Raw genomic sequence first — 17,700 nt, 5'->3', positions numbered from 1 at the left:
TAGATTACTACACCGAAAGGTGTGTCAATTGTTAAGTTGATTGAACCGCCGTGTACCGAACGGTACGCACGGTGGTGTGAGAGGTCGAAGGTTTTCATGTTTTATGAAAACTTTCTCCTACTCGATTAGAAAGAGGTAATCAATGAAAGAATCAAACAATGTAATAATGTATGTAAATGAAAGTGAAAATAAATTAATAAAAGATTATTTGCAGGGGAACAAAGGTTTCTCTTCAAGGCTCTTAAAATTTATTAAGAGAGAAGGCAAGATACTTTTAAATGGGAAAAAGGTCAATGTTATCCAAGAGATGAAGCCGGGAGACATCTTGACAGTGTTGATGCCTACTGAAAAAATAGATGCTGAACCAAGTGAATATAAAATTGAAGTTGTCTATGAAGACAGTGATGTTCTAATAGTTAATAAGGAAGCCAACATGGTGACACACCCGACAAAAGGACATCAGGAAAACAACCTTGCCAACGGGGTTGCAAAATATTTTGTAGATCATGATATAGATGCAAAAATTCGATTCGTAAATAGGCTTGATCGTGATACCACAGGTCTGGTTATCATAGCTAAAAGTAAATTTGCTCATCAGCATATTCAAGGACAGATGAAAGACGACAAAGTAGTTAAAATTTATTATGCTGTTGTAGAGGGCAGAACTCCAGAAATAGAAGGGAAAATCGATTTGCCTATCGGGCGGCTGACGGAGGAATCTATTGTCAGAGAGATTACCGATACAGGAAAAAACTCAGTAACTTATTATAAATGCCTGAAATCAAATGGTCAAAATTCTTTGGTCGAACTCAGGCTTGAAACCGGTAGGACCCACCAGATCAGAGTGCACATGAAAGAAATAGGCAATCCACTTGCTGGTGACAGTTTGTACAATCCTGAAGGTTCCAACACAAAAATAAGAAGGCAAGCTTTACACAGTGGGAAAGTTGGATTTTTTCAACCGCGAAGCGGCCAGTGGATCGAAGTGGAATGCCGACTTCCCGATGATATGTTGCTTTTAGTAGAAGATTTGGGGTTTAACGGTGTTTGAGAGGGCCGAATGAAGACATGAAAAGAATACTTTTATATAGTGTGTTATTATTTTTCGCTGCAATAGCAGCGATGGGAGGGTTTTTTTTAACAGTAAAGCCTGTCGATTTGGTTGATTTCGAGTATGTACCCAGTCAAAAGTCAGTGATTTACTCGTCGGACGGAGAAATAGTCGCAGAAATATACGAGGAAAATCGGACTTACGTAAAATTGGAAAGGATCCCCCAACAACTGGTTACAGCACTGGTAGATGTTGAAGATAAAAGATTCTACCAGCATGGGGGGTACGATATTCAGGGAATAGCAAGAGCGCTGTTGACCAATTTAAAAGACGGGAAAATTTCTGAAGGTGCCAGTACAATTACACAACAATTGGCAAGAAATCTTTTCGAAGAGATATCTACGGAACAAACCTTGAAGAGAAAGATAAAAGAAGCCAAGACCGCAGCTGCGCTAGAAAAAATTTACAATAAAGACGAAATTATGGAGATGTATCTCAATGAGATATACTTGGGCGGTGGTGTATACGGAGTTCAGCAGGCAAGTTTGAGATATTTCGGAAAAAATGTATGGGAATTGGATTTAGCAGAAAGTGCATTAATAGCAGGATTGCCCCAGGCTCCCAGTGGGTATCAACCTGATCTGTATTTTGAAAAGGCAAAAAAAAGACAAGAAGTAGTTTTGAAGAGGATGTTTGAAAGAAATCATATTAATGAGGAAGAATATCAAGCTGCCGTTTCTCAGGAGTTGATCATAAAATCTCAAAATGAATTCAACAACAGCATAAGATTCAAATCAGGATATGAAGATTTCATATCCCATGTTATATCTGAGTACATGGTGGTATCCGGAATAGTCGAGTATCAAAAGGCTGTAGATACTTTAAAAAAAAGCGGCCTTGCGATCCACACTACGATCGATACCAGATTTCAAAAGGCGGGAATAAAAGCTTTAGAGGACTTGATTGTTGAAAAAAATTGGAATGAAATCGATGGAGCGCTTGTTTCAGTTGATTCAAATGGAAAAATCAAAACTTATATAGGCGGTAAAAGCGAGATTGATTTGGCTTCTACGCCCAGACAACCGGGGTCCACACTTAAACCACTCATATACGCTGCAGCATTGGACGATGGGGTAATTGAAAAAAACTCTATTGTTTTGGATGAAAAGACGGATTTCAACGGGTATATTCCCAAAAGTGCTGATGGTAATTATTACGGATATGTAACTGTCAGGGTGGCATTGACCAAATCCTTGAATATTCCGGCAGTTAAAGTAATGAATGAGTTTGGCATAGAAAATACTATCGAACACTTAAAAACTTTGGGTTTTTCAATGCTGAGCGATGACGATCGTGGTTTATCTACCGCTTTGGGAGGATTGACATATGGTGTTTCACCATTGGAAATGGCAGCGGCTTATACGATTTTTTTAAATGAAGGATCCAAGGTCGATTCATATTCAATAGATAGGATTATAGAAGCTGATAAAATCATATACGCCAAAAAGGCTAATGAGGATAATTTGACCGATATAATTTCTTCAGATACATCAAATTATATAAAAGATGTACTGATTAATAACGTTTTTGACGGAACTGGGACCAAAGCAGGTAACCCGTTGATTACAGGGGGAAAAACAGGGACTAGTTCAGATTCCAGGGATTTATGGTTTTCGGGTTTTACCGGAAAGTATTCCACAGTTGTTTGGATTGGAAACGTTGACTCCAAACCTGTAAAGGGTTCAAGCAGCCAAGCTGCAGGCGCATATGGAGATTATATGAAAAATTTAATTTCTGAAGATTTGATCGATGAACCTGATTATATGTATGAATCCAACAAATACGAAACGGAAAGGGTTTATGTTCTCATAGACAATGATGAGCACAAAGAATCCTATAATGAGAATGAGGTAACAGAAATCTCAATTCTCAAGAATGAAGAACAGCTGTTTTCGGATGAAATTGTACTAAAAGTACAGATAGACAAAGCAAGCAATCTTAAGCATATCGAAGGCTATTGTCCTGACGCTAACAAAATTGCAAGATTTTATCGGCCGGGTTCTGAACCTGATGATTGTGACAGATTTCATCTGTGGGACTTTTTAAAGGTAGAATTTAGGTAATGGAAAATATAATATACATGATTAATATATATAAGACATACAATTAGCATAAAATAAATGCAATGTATGTCTTATATATTGACTCAAAATTAACAATAAAAAAGCTGATGTGCTTTATTTGAAAATGAATAATTAAATTCAAGATTTGCTGTAATCGATAACAATGACGTCGTCCTGAATTTTATTGTCAAAGAATCTGAGATGTTTGTAATTGCCGTAAAAAAACAATTCACCATCTTTGATCTTTCCCTTCAATGAGTCAAGTTTAACAACGGCCAATTCATCTTTGAGGGCGGGTAAAACTTTGAATGCATTTACATGATCGCTGAAATCCAAAGGATTTTCAGTAATATGAAAGGCTTTATCATATTCTGTACCACAACTTGGACAGGTAGTTTTATAACTCAAAAGATAGCCGTCCTTTTCTTTCTTTACTTTCATTTTGTCTACCGGAAGCTGCATTTGACACTCGCATTTTTCATATAATAGATAAGGTTGTTGGAAATTGATTTGATTCATTGTAATTCCTCCTTTTTTTATAATAATAGAATATCACTTTATCAAAAAAATATCAATTTCATTTTATTTTATATTGACAAAAAGTTGTCTAGGTTTTAAACTATAACTAGTCGTACATTAAGTTGTATATACAAGTTTTGGTAAATTGGTTGTCAAAAAAGCTTGATTTTTAAGGGAGGTAAAAAAAATGAGTCATGAAGTCTTAGAATTTGACGGAATTAGCACTGGCCTGTTAGAAAAAGGAAAAGCGGATGGTGCGGAGACAATTTGGGACAGACAGGCGGCCATGAAGGCCAAATGTGGTTTCGGGGACAAAGGAATATGTTGTAGGATTTGTGCCATGGGTCCATGCCGAATCAGTCCGGTAGAGGGTAAGGGAGCACAGCGAGGTTTGTGTGGTGCCACTGCGGACACGATTGTTGCCAGAAACTTTGCAAGAATGGTTTGTGGCGGAGCTTCTGCACACTCTGACCACGCAAGGGACATCGCTCACGTAATGCACATCGCAAACAAAGAAGGCAATTACAAAGTTAAAGATGTAGGCAAGTTGATGAACTTGGCAAAAGAGTGGGGAGTTAATACAGACGACAGAGAGCCCAATGACATCGCTCATGAAATTGCTGAGATCGCTTTGAACGAATTTGGAAAGCCTTTCGGAGTCCAAAGGTTGCTGGTAAGAGCGCCTGAGCAAAGACAAAAAATCTGGAAAGACTTAAAAATAGAGCCGAGAGCCATTGATAGAGAGATCGCTACATTGATGCACTCCACACATATTGGATGTGCCAGCGACGCAGAGAGCATCCTGGATCTTTGTATGAGAACATCTCTTGCAGACGGATGGGGCGGTTCCTGGATCGGAACTGAGCTTAGCGACATCATGTTCGGTGTGCCGACTGCGAGAGGAACGGAAGCAAACCTTGGTGTTATTGAAGAAAACATGGTCAACATCATGGTGCACGGACACGACCCAAGCTTCTCCGAGATGGTCGTATTAGCTGCAGAAGATCCTGAACTGCTTGCTTTGGCAAAAGAAATGGGAGCGGCCGGAATCAACCTGGTAGGTATGTGCTGTACAGGTAATGAGGTAACCATGCGACACGGTGTTAAGATCGCGGGTAACTTCTACCAGCAGGAGCTTGCAATCATGACAGGCGCAATGGAAGCCGTTATGGTAGACGTACAGTGTATCTTCCCGGCACTTGCAAAATTGGCAGACGTATACCATACGCAGTTCATCTCAACTTCACCAAAAGCGAAGATGGAAGGAAGCATCTACATCGAGTTTGAGGAAGACCACGCTTTGGACATCTGTAAGAAGATCGTTCGTGGAGCAGTCGAGAACTTCAAGAACAGAGATAAAGAAAAAGTTATGATCCCTGAGGCGAAAAACAGCGCCGTAGTAGGATACAGTGTGGAAACAGTCATCCAGCACTTGGATAAGGTTGTAAACAGCCAGACAGATGTATTCAACACAGTGAAGCCATTGTCCGACGTAATTTGGGCAGGAGTACTTCGAGGGGCTGTTGGTATCGTTGGTTGTAACAACCCGCAAGTTGAGCATGACAAGAGCCACATCACCATCATGAAAGAACTGATCAAAAACGACATCATCGTAGTAACTACCGGTTGTGCCGCTCAAGCTGCAGCAAAAGCTGGTTTAATGACAATGGAAGCCAAGGAGCTTTGCGGTCGTGGACTGAAAGAGGTTTGCGAACGTGTAGGCATCCCGCCGATCCTTCACATGGGTTCCTGCGTAGACATCTCAAGAATCCTGGACATCGTAAGCAGAGTGGCCATTGAAAGAGGTCTGGACAACTCTGACCTGCCGGTAACTGGTGTAGCTCCTGAGTGGATGAGCGAGAAAGCCGTATCCATCGGTACTTATGTAGTATCTTCCGGTATCAACACGTACCTGGGTGTAACTCCACAGGTAACCGGTTCTGAATACTTCGTTGACTTGTTGACAAACAAACTGGAAGAAAAAGTTGGAGCGAAATTCATCTTCGAAGAAGATCCAGTTGAATGTGCACGACTTATGATGGAAGACATCGAAGCAAAACGGGATAAATTAGGAATATAGGTGAATTTATGAAAATTGCGATTACAGGAAAAGGCGGCGTGGGAAAATCCACGATTTCCGCCGCCCTTTCAAGATACTTTGCCGAAAATGGATATAATGTGCTTGCTGTAGACGCCGATCCGGACGCTAATTTAGCTTTAGCTCTAGGGATGGATGTTAAAGATGCCAGCAAGATAATACCAATATCTGAGATGAACAGTTTGGTGGAAGAAAGAACTGGAGCCAAGCCGGGAACATACGGAACAACTTTCAAGATGAATCCCAAGGTGGACGATATACCTGAAAGATATGCCAGTGAATTTGAAGGCATAAAAGTTCTTGTGATGGGAAGCGTGGATATTGGAGGTTCAGGATGTGTCTGTGCTGAACATGTACTGTTGAAAAGACTAACGTCTCATCTGATTTTAAGAGAAAAGGATGTAGTCATAATGGATATGGAAGCGGGTATCGAGCATCTTGGAAGAGGAACTGCAGGTTCTGTAGACGCGTTTATAACAGTTGTTGAACCAGGTGAAAGAAGCGTACAAACATTTGAAAAAGTAAAAAAACTTTCTGCAGATCTGGGTGTTGACAACGTTATGGTTATTGGAAATAAAATCACAGACAAAGATGATGAGGATTTCATTAAAGAGCACGTAGGTGAGGAGAATTGTTTGGGTTTTATTTATTATGACAAGACAATAAGCATTTCTGACAGAGAAAATACATCTTCTTATCTTGCTAGTGAAAGTCTCAAGAAAAACATAAAGATCATTGGCGACAAACTAATTGACAGCGTTAAAAAATCTTAGATTAGAATAGGAGGAAACAGAATGAATCTGTTTAAGATAATCTACTCCGGTAAAGATCAGTATCTTGATCTGGCGGAAAGCATGGTTAAGAAAATAATTGAAGAGAAAGGAAGGGACGCTCAAGTTAAGTTTCCCTCAACAGCCTACTCTCTACCGGTTATATATGCAATAACAGGCGAAAAAATATCAACTACCGGTGAATTGGAAAAAGCTCTTGAACTAGCTAAAGAGTTTATTCACGAAGGAAACAGACTACAAGATGCTTTGGATGCAGGAACTGCATCTGCAATGCTTGCAGAAATAATCGAGGCGGTCAAATATACCATGGAGGAGGAACCATACAAGGCTCCACTTCAAGGTCATCTTACTGATGCTCAAATCAGAGCATTTGGTGTACCCCTTGTAACTCAAGACATACCCGGCGTAGCTGTTATTATAGGCAAGTGCAAGGATTCTGAAACAGCAGCTGAAATTATAAAGGATTATCAAGCAAAAGGTCTCTTGACATTCATGGTAGGCGAAGTTATCGACCAAGCAATCGAACAAAATGTAAAAATGGGAATTGATCTCCGTGTTATTCCATTGGGTTACGAAATTGAGTCTGTAATTCACGTTGTTTCCGTTGCCATCAGAGCCAGTTTGATATTTGGGGCAGTTGAGCCTGGTGATTTCGAAGCTCACAAGAAATACACAAAAGATCGTGTAAAAGCTTTTGTCAATGTTTTTGACGACTGGGATGATAAAATCATCGCAGCAGGAGCAGCCGCAATAGAACTTGGATTCCCTGCTGTTACCGAAACATTTATCAATGAGGTTCCAACGCTTCTTTTACATCAGCCAAACAATGAAAAAGTAGTTGAGACATCTCTTGAAGTTAGAAATATTAAAATTAAAGTTACAAAGATCGACATACCTGTAGGCGTAGCATCTGCCTTTGAAGGTGAAAGAATACGTAAGAACGACATGTATGCCGAGTTCGGCGGTTCCAAGACAAAAGCTTGGGAATTGGTAAGAATGAAAGATATGGCAAGTATCGAAGACGGTAAGATTGAAGTAATTGGTCCAGATCTTGATACCGCTGACAAAATACCTTACAACCTTCCATTTGCGGTCGTGGTTGATGTCGCAGGAAAAAGCATGGAAGAAGATTTTGAACCTGTTTTGGAGAGACGTCTTCACTACTTCATGAACTATATCGAAGGTGTAATGCATATCGGACAAAGAAATATCGCCTGGATTCGTGTGGGCAAGGAATCCTACGAAAGAGGTTTAAGATTACCTGACATTGGAAAGGTAATATATGCAAAAATGAAAGCCGAATTTGACACCGTAGTAGACAAATGTCAGGTTACCATTTACACAGATGGTCAAAAGGTTGAAGATTTGGAAAAAGAATTGGCATTGCCTAAATATAAAGCTAGAGATGAAAGACTTGCATCACTTATTGATGAGAATGTGGACACATTCTATTCATGTACGCTATGTCAGTCATTTGCACCGGCGCATGTTTGCATTGTAACTCCTGAAAGACTTGGACTTTGCGGAGCTGTCAGCTGGTTGGATGCAAAAGCAACCAAGGAACTTGATCCTACAGGAGCTTGCCAGCCGGTTCCGAAAACAGGAGTCGAAGATGAAGAAAAAGGTATCTGGACTGATGTCAGCAAGGCTGTAGACATTGCTTCTCAAGGAGCAGTTTCAAGAGTATCCCTTTACAGTATCATGGAAGATCCGATGACTTCTTGCGGTTGTTTTGAGTGTATCTGTGGTATCATGCCGGAAGCAAATGGCGTTGTCATAGTAAACAGAGAGTTCGGGGATATTACACCTGTAGGAATGACATTTGGTGATTTGGCGTCAATGACCGGTGGTGGAGTTCAAACACCTGGATTCATGGGACACGGACGTCACTTTATCGGATCAAAAAAATTCATGAGTGCTGAAGGCGGACTTGCAAGAATAGTATGGATGCCAAAAGAATTAAAGGACGATGTTAGAGAAAGATTGGATGCAGCAGCCAAGGAATTATATGATATCGATGGTTTCACCGATATGATATGTGACGAAACAATAGCTACTGAATCTGAGACAGTGTTGGAGTTCTTGGAATCAAAAGGACACCCAGCTTTGACATTAGATCCAATAATGTAAAACTGAATTTTGGGGTCGGTGCAAGCATCGTCCCCAAAGTTTGTTCATGTTTCATATTGCGTTGCTTGCCGGCAAAGCAATCAAATATTTTTTCTTATTGTAATATATTTGTATATTTATTCTTTTTAAGTGATAAAATATAGATATTACAATGAATACAGGAGGCCAATATGAGTTATAAAAAAATTGCAGTAGCTGGAAAAGGCGGTACAGGAAAAACGAGCCTTACCGGACTTCTAATAAATTTTCTGGTTGAAGCCGGCAAACAACCTGTTTTAGCGGTGGATGCCGATCCAAACTCCAACTTGAACGAAGTTCTTGGAATGGAAGTAGATGAAACAATTGGAGAAGTTCGAGAGGAAGTAAATTGGGCTGAGCGTGCCGGAAATATTATTCCTGGTGGAATGTCAAAGACTGATTACTTTAAATTAAGACTGAATCAAGCTGTTTTGGAAGGCAATGGATACGATATGCTGGTAATGGGTAGAAGCCAGGGAGAGGGTTGCTACTGTTATGTGAACGGAATTCTAAAAAATCAATTGGATATTTTAAGTGGTAATTATTCGCATGTCGTTATCGATAACGAAGCTGGTTTGGAACACATCAGCAGAGGATCTGTGGGAAAAATCGATTTATTGATCCTGGTCAGCGATTATTCTTATAGAAGCATTCAAGCGGCAGGAAGAGTTAAGGTTTTAGCCGAAGAATTAAAATTGAACATACCCAAAATGGGATTGATAGTCAACAAGGCTCCAGAGGGTAAATTGGCTGATTCGATTATCGAAGAGATTGAAAGGCAAGAGTTGGATTTGCTGGGTGTAGTTCCATTGGATGCCAATATTTTCGATTATGATTCAAAAGGGATGCCTTTGGTTAAATTACCGGATGACAGCCCAGCTAAAACGGCACTTAAAGATATAATGAAAAAATTAGAAATTATATAAGGAGGGACTACTCTTGGGTTACAAGAAAACAGTAAAAAAATACAATGGCACTATCAACAAAGTAACACTGGGAACAGGTGAAAAGGCATTTGAAATCGGAGGAAGAAACGTAATGCCTTTTTACAAATTTGACGGCGAAGCAGGTGAACAGGCAAAAGTTGGCATCGAAATATCTGATGAGCCTGCTTCTAGCTGGTCAGAGGCATTTGCCGAATTGTATAAAGAAGCAGGTGATGACACGGCGGCATGGGCGAAGTTGGTTGAAGAAAAATATGCTCCTGACTTTATCTGCCTGCGATTTGATGGAGCTGATCCAAACGGCAAAAACAAAAGCGTGGAAGAATGTGTTGAAGTAGCTAAAAAGGTTGCGGATGAGATTTCAGTACCATTGGTAGTGGCAGGAAGTAAAAATGATGAGAAAGACTCTGAAGTTTTCCAAAAGATTGCTGAAGCACTCCAAGGAAAAAACATCTTGATACTTTCAGCAAAAGAAGAAAATTATAAAGCTGTAGGAGCTGCAGGAGCTTTGGCGTACAATCAAAAAATCAGTGCTGAATCATCTGTAGATATCAACTTGGCAAAACAACTTAATATTCTTTTGGGACAATTGGGTGTAAAAAAAGAATCTGTCATCATGGATATCGGTAGCGCTGCAGTTGGATACGGTTTTGAATACGTAACTTCTACAATGGATAGGATTCTTCTTGCATCTTTAGGACAAAATGACGACACGCTTCAAATGCCTATAATAACACCTATATCCTTCGATGTATGGTCAGTTAAAGAGGCGTTGGCAACTGAAGCTGATGAACCGGCATGGGGAAACCAAATCGAGAGAGGTATCCACATGGAGGTTTCAACTGCAGTATCTTGTCTGGTATCAGGATCGGACGCCGTTATAGTCAGACATCCTAAGTCCTTGGAAACAGTGAAAAAGTTCATTGAAAAATTGTCTTAAGATTTAAACAATATTAAGTGGAGGTTGATATAAATGGGTTTAACCGGATTGGAAATTTTTAAATTAACACCAAGAACAAACTGCAAGGAATGCGGATTCCCTACTTGCATGGCATTCAGTATGAAGGTTGCATCAGGAGCAGTTGAAATAGAAAAATGTCCTCATATTTCAGATGAGGCCAAAGGAAAACTATCTGAAGCTACAGCACCACCGATGAAGACTTTTACCATTGGAAAAGGCGACGCAGAGAGAAAAATCGGCGGAGAGACTGTTTTATACAGACACGAGAAAACATTGGTAAACAAGCCCCTTGTAGCGGTTGCTTTTGACGATACGTTGAATGCCGAAGAAGTGGATGCAAAAATCAATAATATTAAAGATGTTGACTACGAAAGAATCGGCGAGCAGATGAATGCTGAAGCCGTTTTGGTAAGATACGGAACTGACAAAGAATCGTTTTTAAATATTCTTGACAAAGTTTCACAACTTGGAAAAATCAACATCGTATACTCAAAAGACGCATCAGTGGCAAAAGAGGCTATAGAAAAAGTTAAAGATACAAATCCTGTCTTAATGGGTGCAAATAAAGACAATTTGAATGATATGGTTGCCATAGCCAGCGAAAATAAAATAGTTTTAGGTTTGGAAGCTCCTACTTTGGAAGAACTGTATGATTTGGTTCAAGCGGCTGACAAAGCGGGTCATAAAGACTTGATATTAAACACTACCGGAGAAGAAATTGGAAAAGCCTTTGAAAATACCGTAGAGGTCAGAAGAGCTGCCATAACTGGTGGAGACAGAACATTTGGATATCCTTCTCTTGTATTTGTTAATGACTTGGCTGAAGGCGATGAATTCATGGAGACTGCTTTGGCTTCAACTTTGGTCTTAAGATATGGTTCTATCATAGTTCTCAGCGATATTTCATACAAGCGTGCTCTTCCATTATTTGGATTGAGACAAAATATCTACACTGATCCTCAAAAACCAATGAGGGTTGAACCTAAAGTTTATGAATTTGGCGCACCAAAAGAAGACTCTCCAGTATTGTTGACAGTAGACTTTGCCCTCACATATTTTGTGGTTTCCGGAGAAATTGAAAGAGCAAAATCTCCTGCATGGTTATTGATTCCGGATGCAGGCGGATACTCAGTTCTGACTTCATGGGCGGCAGGTAAATTTGGAGGAAGCGTTATAAGAAACGCAGTCAAGGAAAGTGGACTTGAAGAAAAGTTAACTAAGAAACGTCTTGTAATTCCTGGAAAAGTTGCCGTTCTTAAAGGTGATATTGAAGAAGAACTTCCGGGTTGGGAAGTAATAGTAGGTCCAGACGAAGCAATGCAGATACCAAAATTCTTGAAAGAACTTGTTTAAGTCACGATATCTGAATAACTGGCCCTTTTAAAAGGGTCAGTTATATCAGCTTTAGGTAAATAAACTAAAAAAGCGAGGTTTTATTAATGGATAAATTTATGGTAATCGGAGAAAGAATACATTGCATATCGCCAGCAATCAGAAGTGCTATTGCGGAAAGAAATTTAGAGCCAATTTTTAAAAGGGCAAAAGAGCAGTTGGATGCTGGAGCTCACTATCTTGATGTTAATATCGGACCTGCTGAAAAAGATGGAGAAGAAGTTATGCAGTGGATCGTTCAAGCTATCCAAAATGAGTTTGATAATGTTCCATTGGTACTTGATACAGCAAACAAAAAAGCCATTGAAGCAGGAATAAAAGTATATAATAGAAGCAAAGGCAAACCAATCGTCAATTCAGCTGATGCAGGTGATAGAATAGACAATATAAATTTAGCAGCAGCCAATGATGCCATGACTATTGCATTGTGTGCAAAAGAAGGCATTCCAAGAGATAATGACGAGCGTATGATGTTCTGCCAGGAAATGCTTGAAAGAGGAATGGAAGCAGGCATGGATCCTGAAGACATGCTGTTCGACCCACTATTCCTTGTAGTCAAAGGGATGCAGGAAAAACAAGTGGAAGTACTGGAAGCTATTGCAATGATTTCTGAAATGGGTTTGAAATCTACAGGAGGATTAAGCAATATCTCAAACGGTGCTCCAAAAGAGTTGAGACCTACAATGGATGCGGTAATGATAGCAATGTCGATACAAAGCGGATTAACTTCTGCAATTGTTAATCCTTGCGATAAATTATTGATGGATACCATAAAAACTTGCGATATAATTTTAGGAAAAACTTTATACGCTGATTCATATTTGGAGTTATAATATAGATCAGATAGACTTGTTAAAAAGTTGATGTAAACAATCCTATTAGACTAAAAAGGGATGGTGAATTGACGAGTTCAATTTGCCATCCTTAATATCATTGTAAGGAGATTGCATATGATAACAGTAACAGTTGTATTTAATGATGGATCAAAAAAATCAATTCAAGGCGATGAAAACGATAACCTTCTCGATCTTTTAAGAGATAATGGTATAGACATAGATGCTCCATGTAATGGAAACGGAAGTTGTGGCAAATGTATAGTAAAGATTATCGAAGGTGATTTGAGAAAAGAAAGCATGAAAGAGTTATCAAAAGAAAAATTAGATCAAGGTTATGTGTTGTCATGTATGTCTTATCTAAAAGAAGATCTGAAAATATTTTTGCCTGATTCAAGCATGGTGGGGTCGAGCAGGATAAAATCTTCACATGAAGGTAAAAGCACTGAATGGGCAAAATACAAAAAAATGAGAAAAAAATTTGCAGAATCTCATGGTGAAGAACCATATATAAACAAGATGGTATTGAAGTTGCCCGAACCCAATTTGGACGATAACATTTCTGATCATGAAAGATTAAAACGCGAAATCAAGGTGAAATTTGGGTATAAAAAAGTCAAAATGAGTCTTAATCTTTTAAAGAAACTGCCATTCGCTTTAAGAAACAATAATTTTGAAATTACGTTATTTTATACCATCACCAATGAAGAAAGCATAAGAATCCGCCATCTTAGTTGGGATAAAAACGAGAAAGCCTATGGTGTGGCGTTTGACATTGGAACTACTTCAGTTGCAGCTTGCTTGGTCGAACTGGAAAGTGGAGAAGTCGTAAATGAAATATCATGCGGTAATGCCCAATCCAGATACGGAGCCGATGTTATAAATAGAATTATCTACTCGACAAAAAAAGATGGACTCAAAAAGCTTAAAGATGCTTTAATAAATGAAAGTATGAACCCACTGATTATTCAGTTGGCTAATGAAGCCGACATAGAAACAGAGCAAATACTTATTCTAACAGCTTCAGCAAACACTACAATGTCACACCTTCTATTGGGAATATATCCGGATTATTTACGTAGGGAGCCCTATATACCAGTGATCGTTGACACTCATGAAGTTACAGTGTTTCCGTGGGAAATGGAGTTGATGATAAATCAAAATGCTGTGATCTGTATAAGTCCTTCTGTTGCAAGCTACGTAGGAGGAGATATTACGGCTGGAGTAGTCGCCGCTGACATTAGGGACAAACCTGAACTTACTGCATTGATCGATTTAGGAACAAACGGTGAGATAGTTTTTGGAAATCAGGATTTTCTTATGACTTGCGCATGTTCGGCAGGACCTGCCTTCGAGGGCGGAGAAATCAGCTGCGGTATGAGAGCCTCGCTTGGAGCCATAGAAGCAGTGACCATTCAAGATAATAATTATGTACCAGTTTTTAAGATAATAGATACGGATAAACCTTACGGTTTATGCGGTTCCGGGATTATCGATTTAATATCAGAATTAAAACGTACCGGTTTGATCAATGCCAAGGGGAAATTTGACAAATCCAAGGAGTGCGAACGAATATCATTTGACGAATATGGAATTGGCAGATATGTTTTGGCTTTTAAAGAAGAATACGATATAGACAATGACATATATATAACTGAAATCGATATAGATAATTTCATAAGAGCAAAGGGAGCCATATATTCAGCATTATATGTTATTTTAGACAGCTTGGGATTTACACCAAATGATTTGGATAAAATTAAAATCGCCGGAGGGATCGGCAGCCACATTGGAATTAAAAATGCGATCAATATCGGAATATTTCCAGATATCGATTTAGAAAAGTACGAATTTATAGGAAATAGTTCCTTGTCTGGAAGTTATTTGAGCTTAGTTAATAGAAAAGCAAGAGACTTCATAGGAGAAACAGCTAATCAGATGACTTATGTCGAACTCAGTGTTCATCCCGGTTACATGGACGAGTTCGTGTCCGCGTGCTTTATTCCGCACACCGACTTAGCAAGGTTTCCTAGTCATATTAATGCAAAATAAGATGCAGCCCGAAATTTAGTTTCGGGCTGCATTTAGAATGTATCAAACATTCAATATATTGCTTTTAGAAGATAATCGTTGACTATATCTCCTACAAAGGCCAAATCCTCGGCAGAAAAATAGTATTCAACATTATCGCTAAATAAGATTTGAGCTGAAGCTGGAAATTCGTCATCTCCTCTCCAGTAAAGCACGTAAACATATATGTTGTGAAGAAAAGGAATCTTATAAGAAATATCTGCCGTGTCGATTTTTTCTCCACCTATTTTTTGTAGAGCTATGTCCAACAGGTCTGGTTTATTTTTAAATGTTTTGGCCAGTCGCATAATACATCTGCCATAAAAATTAGCGTAATAAATATTTCCGTCGGGAACATCGCGGTAGTGGATCATTTTCCCTGCAGGCTTTACGCCTTTGCTATTTATAAGATAGCGAAGCAGCAAAGTTTTTAACGAATATTTTATGTTTTCCGAAGGACCTTTGACTTCACCGCCGGGATAGCTTATAGAATATTCATCTGTCATAAGTTTAACAGTAAAACTACTTTTTTCTTCATTATAAATTAGACCTGTATTCTCTTCGATCGTAGAGGGAAGAGTTTTAGCAAGTTCTTTTTTGTAATATTCATAAGGGATTTTATCTTTTCTTTTCTCCACAACTGCTTCTGGCTTCATAGCTACACTCCTATATTTTATTTGTTATTATTATAACATAAACTGAAAATATTTTCTCATAAAAATTCAAATTTCAGTCGATGTTTTTTGTTTTTTGAAAAATAAACCAAGTAAACTTGAACGAATAAAAAATAAATTAATCTTGTAAAAAGAAGTTGACATATAATAATAACTAGTGTTATCATATTATCATACAAGCGTGATATACTTGTATATACAAATTTGAGGAGGTTATCTTAAATGATTGATTTGAAAGCGGTAACAACAGCAATTGGGGAATTGGAAGAAGAAAAGGTATTGGACCTTTTAAATGAATTCGTAGCATCCAACCCATCAGAAGAAGAAGCGCAAAAGGTAGTAGGAGCATGTCAACAAGGAATGGCAATGGTAGGAGATCTTTTCGAAAGTGGTGAGTATTTTGTAGGCGACCTTATTTTTGCCGGAGAATTACTTACAGAAGCTATCGATGTCTTAAAACCTGTAATCGGTTCAAACTCAGCTGCTAAAATTGGATCTATCGTAATTGCTACTGTTCATGGCGACCTTCATGACATTGGAAAAAATATTTTCAAGAGCATGGCTGAAGCTGCCGGTTTTGAAGTTTATGATTTAGGTATTGATCAACCTGTACAAGCATTTGTAGATAAAATTAAAGAAGTTAAACCTGATATTGTAGGCATGAGTGGAGTATTGACTCTTGCACTTGAGTCCATGAAGGACACTGTTGATGGAATAAAAGAAGCTGGACTTAGAGATTCGGTTAAAATAATAATCGGTGGAAATCCGGTAACTAAAGAAGCATGTGAACACATTGGAGCTGACGCATTTACCACTAATGCAGCAGAAGGTGTAAAAACAATCCAATCGTGGGTACAGTAAGAAATCCTAAGCCATCTCGACTGAGATGGCTTTTTTTGATCATGGCAATAAATTCTTAAAGTATGCCCGCCTTCTTTTATTTTGTTTGATATCAAAGTATTTCCATTGGGAAATTACATTTACATTTGATTCAAGCTGAGGGTTTATATCTGCAATCTTGATATCTAATGGATTATTTAAAACGATATTGTCAAGGAGTATGGCATTAACACCTTTCCCCTGAAATCTGGGATCAACACCTATCAACAATAGTTCCGCTCTGTCATTGTGTTTCAAAGCTTTGAGAATATGGAAAAATCCAAATGGGAACAGTTTGCCACGTGACTTTTGCATTGCTTTTGACAGCGAGGGCAAAGCCAAACCAAAAGCAACAAGCTCATTATCCGAATTCAATATTAATTTAACAAAATCTACCGAAAAAAAGAACAAGTACATCTTCGTGTAATATTTGATTTGTTTTTCAGTTAGTTCTGTAACGGCGTACAAATTCGAATATGAACGATTTAATAATTTGAAAACATCAGGAATATATTTTTTTAGGTCTTTTTTTGATTTTGCTTCAAGGTTGTGCAGATTGTATCTTTTCATGGCTCTATATGCAAGTTTTCGTATAATAGGGGAGGGCATTTCAGGAACTGTTAGTTCGAATTCCAACCAGTCAACATCTTTTGAATAACCTAGCTGATTCATGAATTCTGGATAATAAGAATAATTGTAAATTGTAGTGAAGGTTGAAATGGTGTTGAAACCTTCTACTAGCATTCCTTCAGGATCTAAATCGCAAAACCCTAGAGGCCCGTGAATTCCGATCATTCCTTTCTTAATCAGCCATTCCTCGGCAGTTTTAAACAATAATTCGGCTACAGTAAAATCTTCGATGAAGTCGACATATCCAAATCGACCGTAGCGGTTGCCCCATTTCTTGATATAGTTGTGATTTATTATGGCTCCAATTCTGCCTGCAGGTACACCATTTTTATACACTAGCCACAATTTGAATTCGCAATGTTCTGATGCAGGATTTTTTGACGGATCTAGAGTCTGTTTTTCGTCATACAATAGTTTGGGCACAAAATAAGGATCATCCTTGTATAAAATCAGTGGCAGATTGACAAAAGTATCTAAGCATCGTCGGTTTTTTACTTCTAAAATTTTTAGCATGATACCCTCTCTTTTGAACGGTTTGATTTGTTATAATTATAAGTAATAAAAAAGATTATTACAACGCTCTTCTA

Annotated in this window: 14 protein-coding genes; 11 read left to right on the top strand and 3 right to left on the bottom strand. The window is 38.6% G+C overall.

What is annotated here, in order from left to right:
- Positions 1-142: 142 nt before the first annotated feature.
- Both IWB18_RS07105 and IWB18_RS07100 read left to right on the top strand, forming a co-directional pair.
- The gene (locus tag IWB18_RS07105) at positions 143-1,051 is read left to right on the top strand and encodes an RluA family pseudouridine synthase (RefSeq protein ID WP_195682927.1); all 909 of its coding nucleotides are present in this window, start codon (positions 143-145) and stop codon (positions 1,049-1,051) included.
- 17 nt (positions 1,052-1,068) lie between these two features.
- Positions 1,069-3,174, top strand: a complete 2,106-nt coding sequence (locus tag IWB18_RS07100) for a transglycosylase domain-containing protein (protein ID WP_195682926.1) — start codon at positions 1,069-1,071, stop codon at positions 3,172-3,174.
- A 138-nt stretch (positions 3,175-3,312) separates the two neighbouring features.
- On the opposite strand, the gene IWB18_RS07095 is transcribed toward IWB18_RS07100, so the two are convergent.
- A complete protein-coding gene (locus IWB18_RS07095) occupies positions 3,313-3,693 on the bottom strand; it encodes a hypothetical protein (protein ID WP_195682925.1) in 381 nt (126 codons plus the stop codon).
- Between the two features lie 187 nt (positions 3,694-3,880).
- On the opposite strand from IWB18_RS07095, the gene cooS reads away from it, so the two are divergent.
- From cooS to acsV, 8 genes are all read left to right on the top strand, one after another.
- Positions 3,881-5,773, top strand: coding sequence for an anaerobic carbon-monoxide dehydrogenase catalytic subunit (gene cooS / locus IWB18_RS07090; RefSeq protein ID WP_195682924.1), 1,893 nt, complete (start codon positions 3,881-3,883; stop codon positions 5,771-5,773).
- Positions 5,774-5,781: 8 nt separating this feature from the next.
- The gene (locus tag IWB18_RS07085) at positions 5,782-6,564 is read left to right on the top strand and encodes an ATP-binding protein (RefSeq protein ID WP_195682923.1); all 783 of its coding nucleotides are present in this window, start codon (positions 5,782-5,784) and stop codon (positions 6,562-6,564) included.
- Positions 6,565-6,585: 21 nt separating this feature from the next.
- Positions 6,586-8,712, top strand: a complete 2,127-nt coding sequence (gene acsB / locus IWB18_RS07080) for an acetyl-CoA decarbonylase/synthase complex subunit alpha/beta (RefSeq protein ID WP_195682922.1) — start codon at positions 6,586-6,588, stop codon at positions 8,710-8,712.
- Between the two features lie 170 nt (positions 8,713-8,882).
- A complete protein-coding gene (locus IWB18_RS07075) occupies positions 8,883-9,656 on the top strand; it encodes an ATP-binding protein (RefSeq protein ID WP_195682921.1) in 774 nt (257 codons plus the stop codon).
- A 13-nt stretch (positions 9,657-9,669) separates the two neighbouring features.
- Complete coding sequence (acsD, locus tag IWB18_RS07070; protein ID WP_195682920.1) at positions 9,670-10,614, top strand: acetyl-CoA decarbonylase/synthase complex subunit delta; 945 nt, start codon at positions 9,670-9,672, stop codon at positions 10,612-10,614.
- 33 nt (positions 10,615-10,647) lie between these two features.
- Complete coding sequence (acsC, locus tag IWB18_RS07065) at positions 10,648-11,988, top strand: acetyl-CoA decarbonylase/synthase complex subunit gamma (RefSeq protein WP_195682919.1); 1,341 nt, start codon at positions 10,648-10,650, stop codon at positions 11,986-11,988.
- 86 nt (positions 11,989-12,074) lie between these two features.
- Complete coding sequence (acsE, locus tag IWB18_RS07060; RefSeq protein ID WP_195682918.1) at positions 12,075-12,860, top strand: carbon monoxide dehydrogenase/acetyl-CoA synthase methytransferase subunit; 786 nt, start codon at positions 12,075-12,077, stop codon at positions 12,858-12,860.
- Positions 12,861-12,977: 117 nt separating this feature from the next.
- On the top strand, positions 12,978-14,912 hold the full coding sequence (acsV, locus tag IWB18_RS07055; protein ID WP_195682917.1) for a corrinoid activation/regeneration protein AcsV: 1,935 nt from the start codon (positions 12,978-12,980) through the stop codon (positions 14,910-14,912).
- A gap of 50 nt (positions 14,913-14,962) precedes the next feature.
- Here acsV and IWB18_RS07050 read toward each other — a convergent pair whose 3' ends face one another.
- Positions 14,963-15,586 (bottom strand): DUF3786 domain-containing protein, encoded by a 624-nt coding sequence (locus tag IWB18_RS07050; RefSeq protein ID WP_195682916.1) that lies wholly within the window; start codon positions 15,584-15,586, stop codon positions 14,963-14,965.
- A gap of 240 nt (positions 15,587-15,826) precedes the next feature.
- Between IWB18_RS07050 and IWB18_RS07045 the strand changes: the two genes are divergently transcribed.
- A complete protein-coding gene (locus IWB18_RS07045) occupies positions 15,827-16,465 on the top strand; it encodes a cobalamin B12-binding domain-containing protein (protein WP_195682915.1) in 639 nt (212 codons plus the stop codon).
- A 39-nt stretch (positions 16,466-16,504) separates the two neighbouring features.
- On the opposite strand, the gene IWB18_RS07040 is transcribed toward IWB18_RS07045, so the two are convergent.
- Positions 16,505-17,626 (bottom strand): hypothetical protein, encoded by a 1,122-nt coding sequence (locus IWB18_RS07040; protein WP_195682914.1) that lies wholly within the window; start codon positions 17,624-17,626, stop codon positions 16,505-16,507.
- Between the last annotated feature and the right edge of the window lie 74 nt (positions 17,627-17,700).

The organism is Alkalibacter mobilis (genome assembly GCF_015594845.1).
In the GTDB taxonomy this organism is placed as follows: domain Bacteria; phylum Bacillota; class Clostridia; order Eubacteriales; family Alkalibacteraceae; genus Alkalibacter; species Alkalibacter mobilis.
Note: the sequence above shows the minus strand (reverse complement) of the source record. Positions and strands in the feature narration are given on the sequence as shown.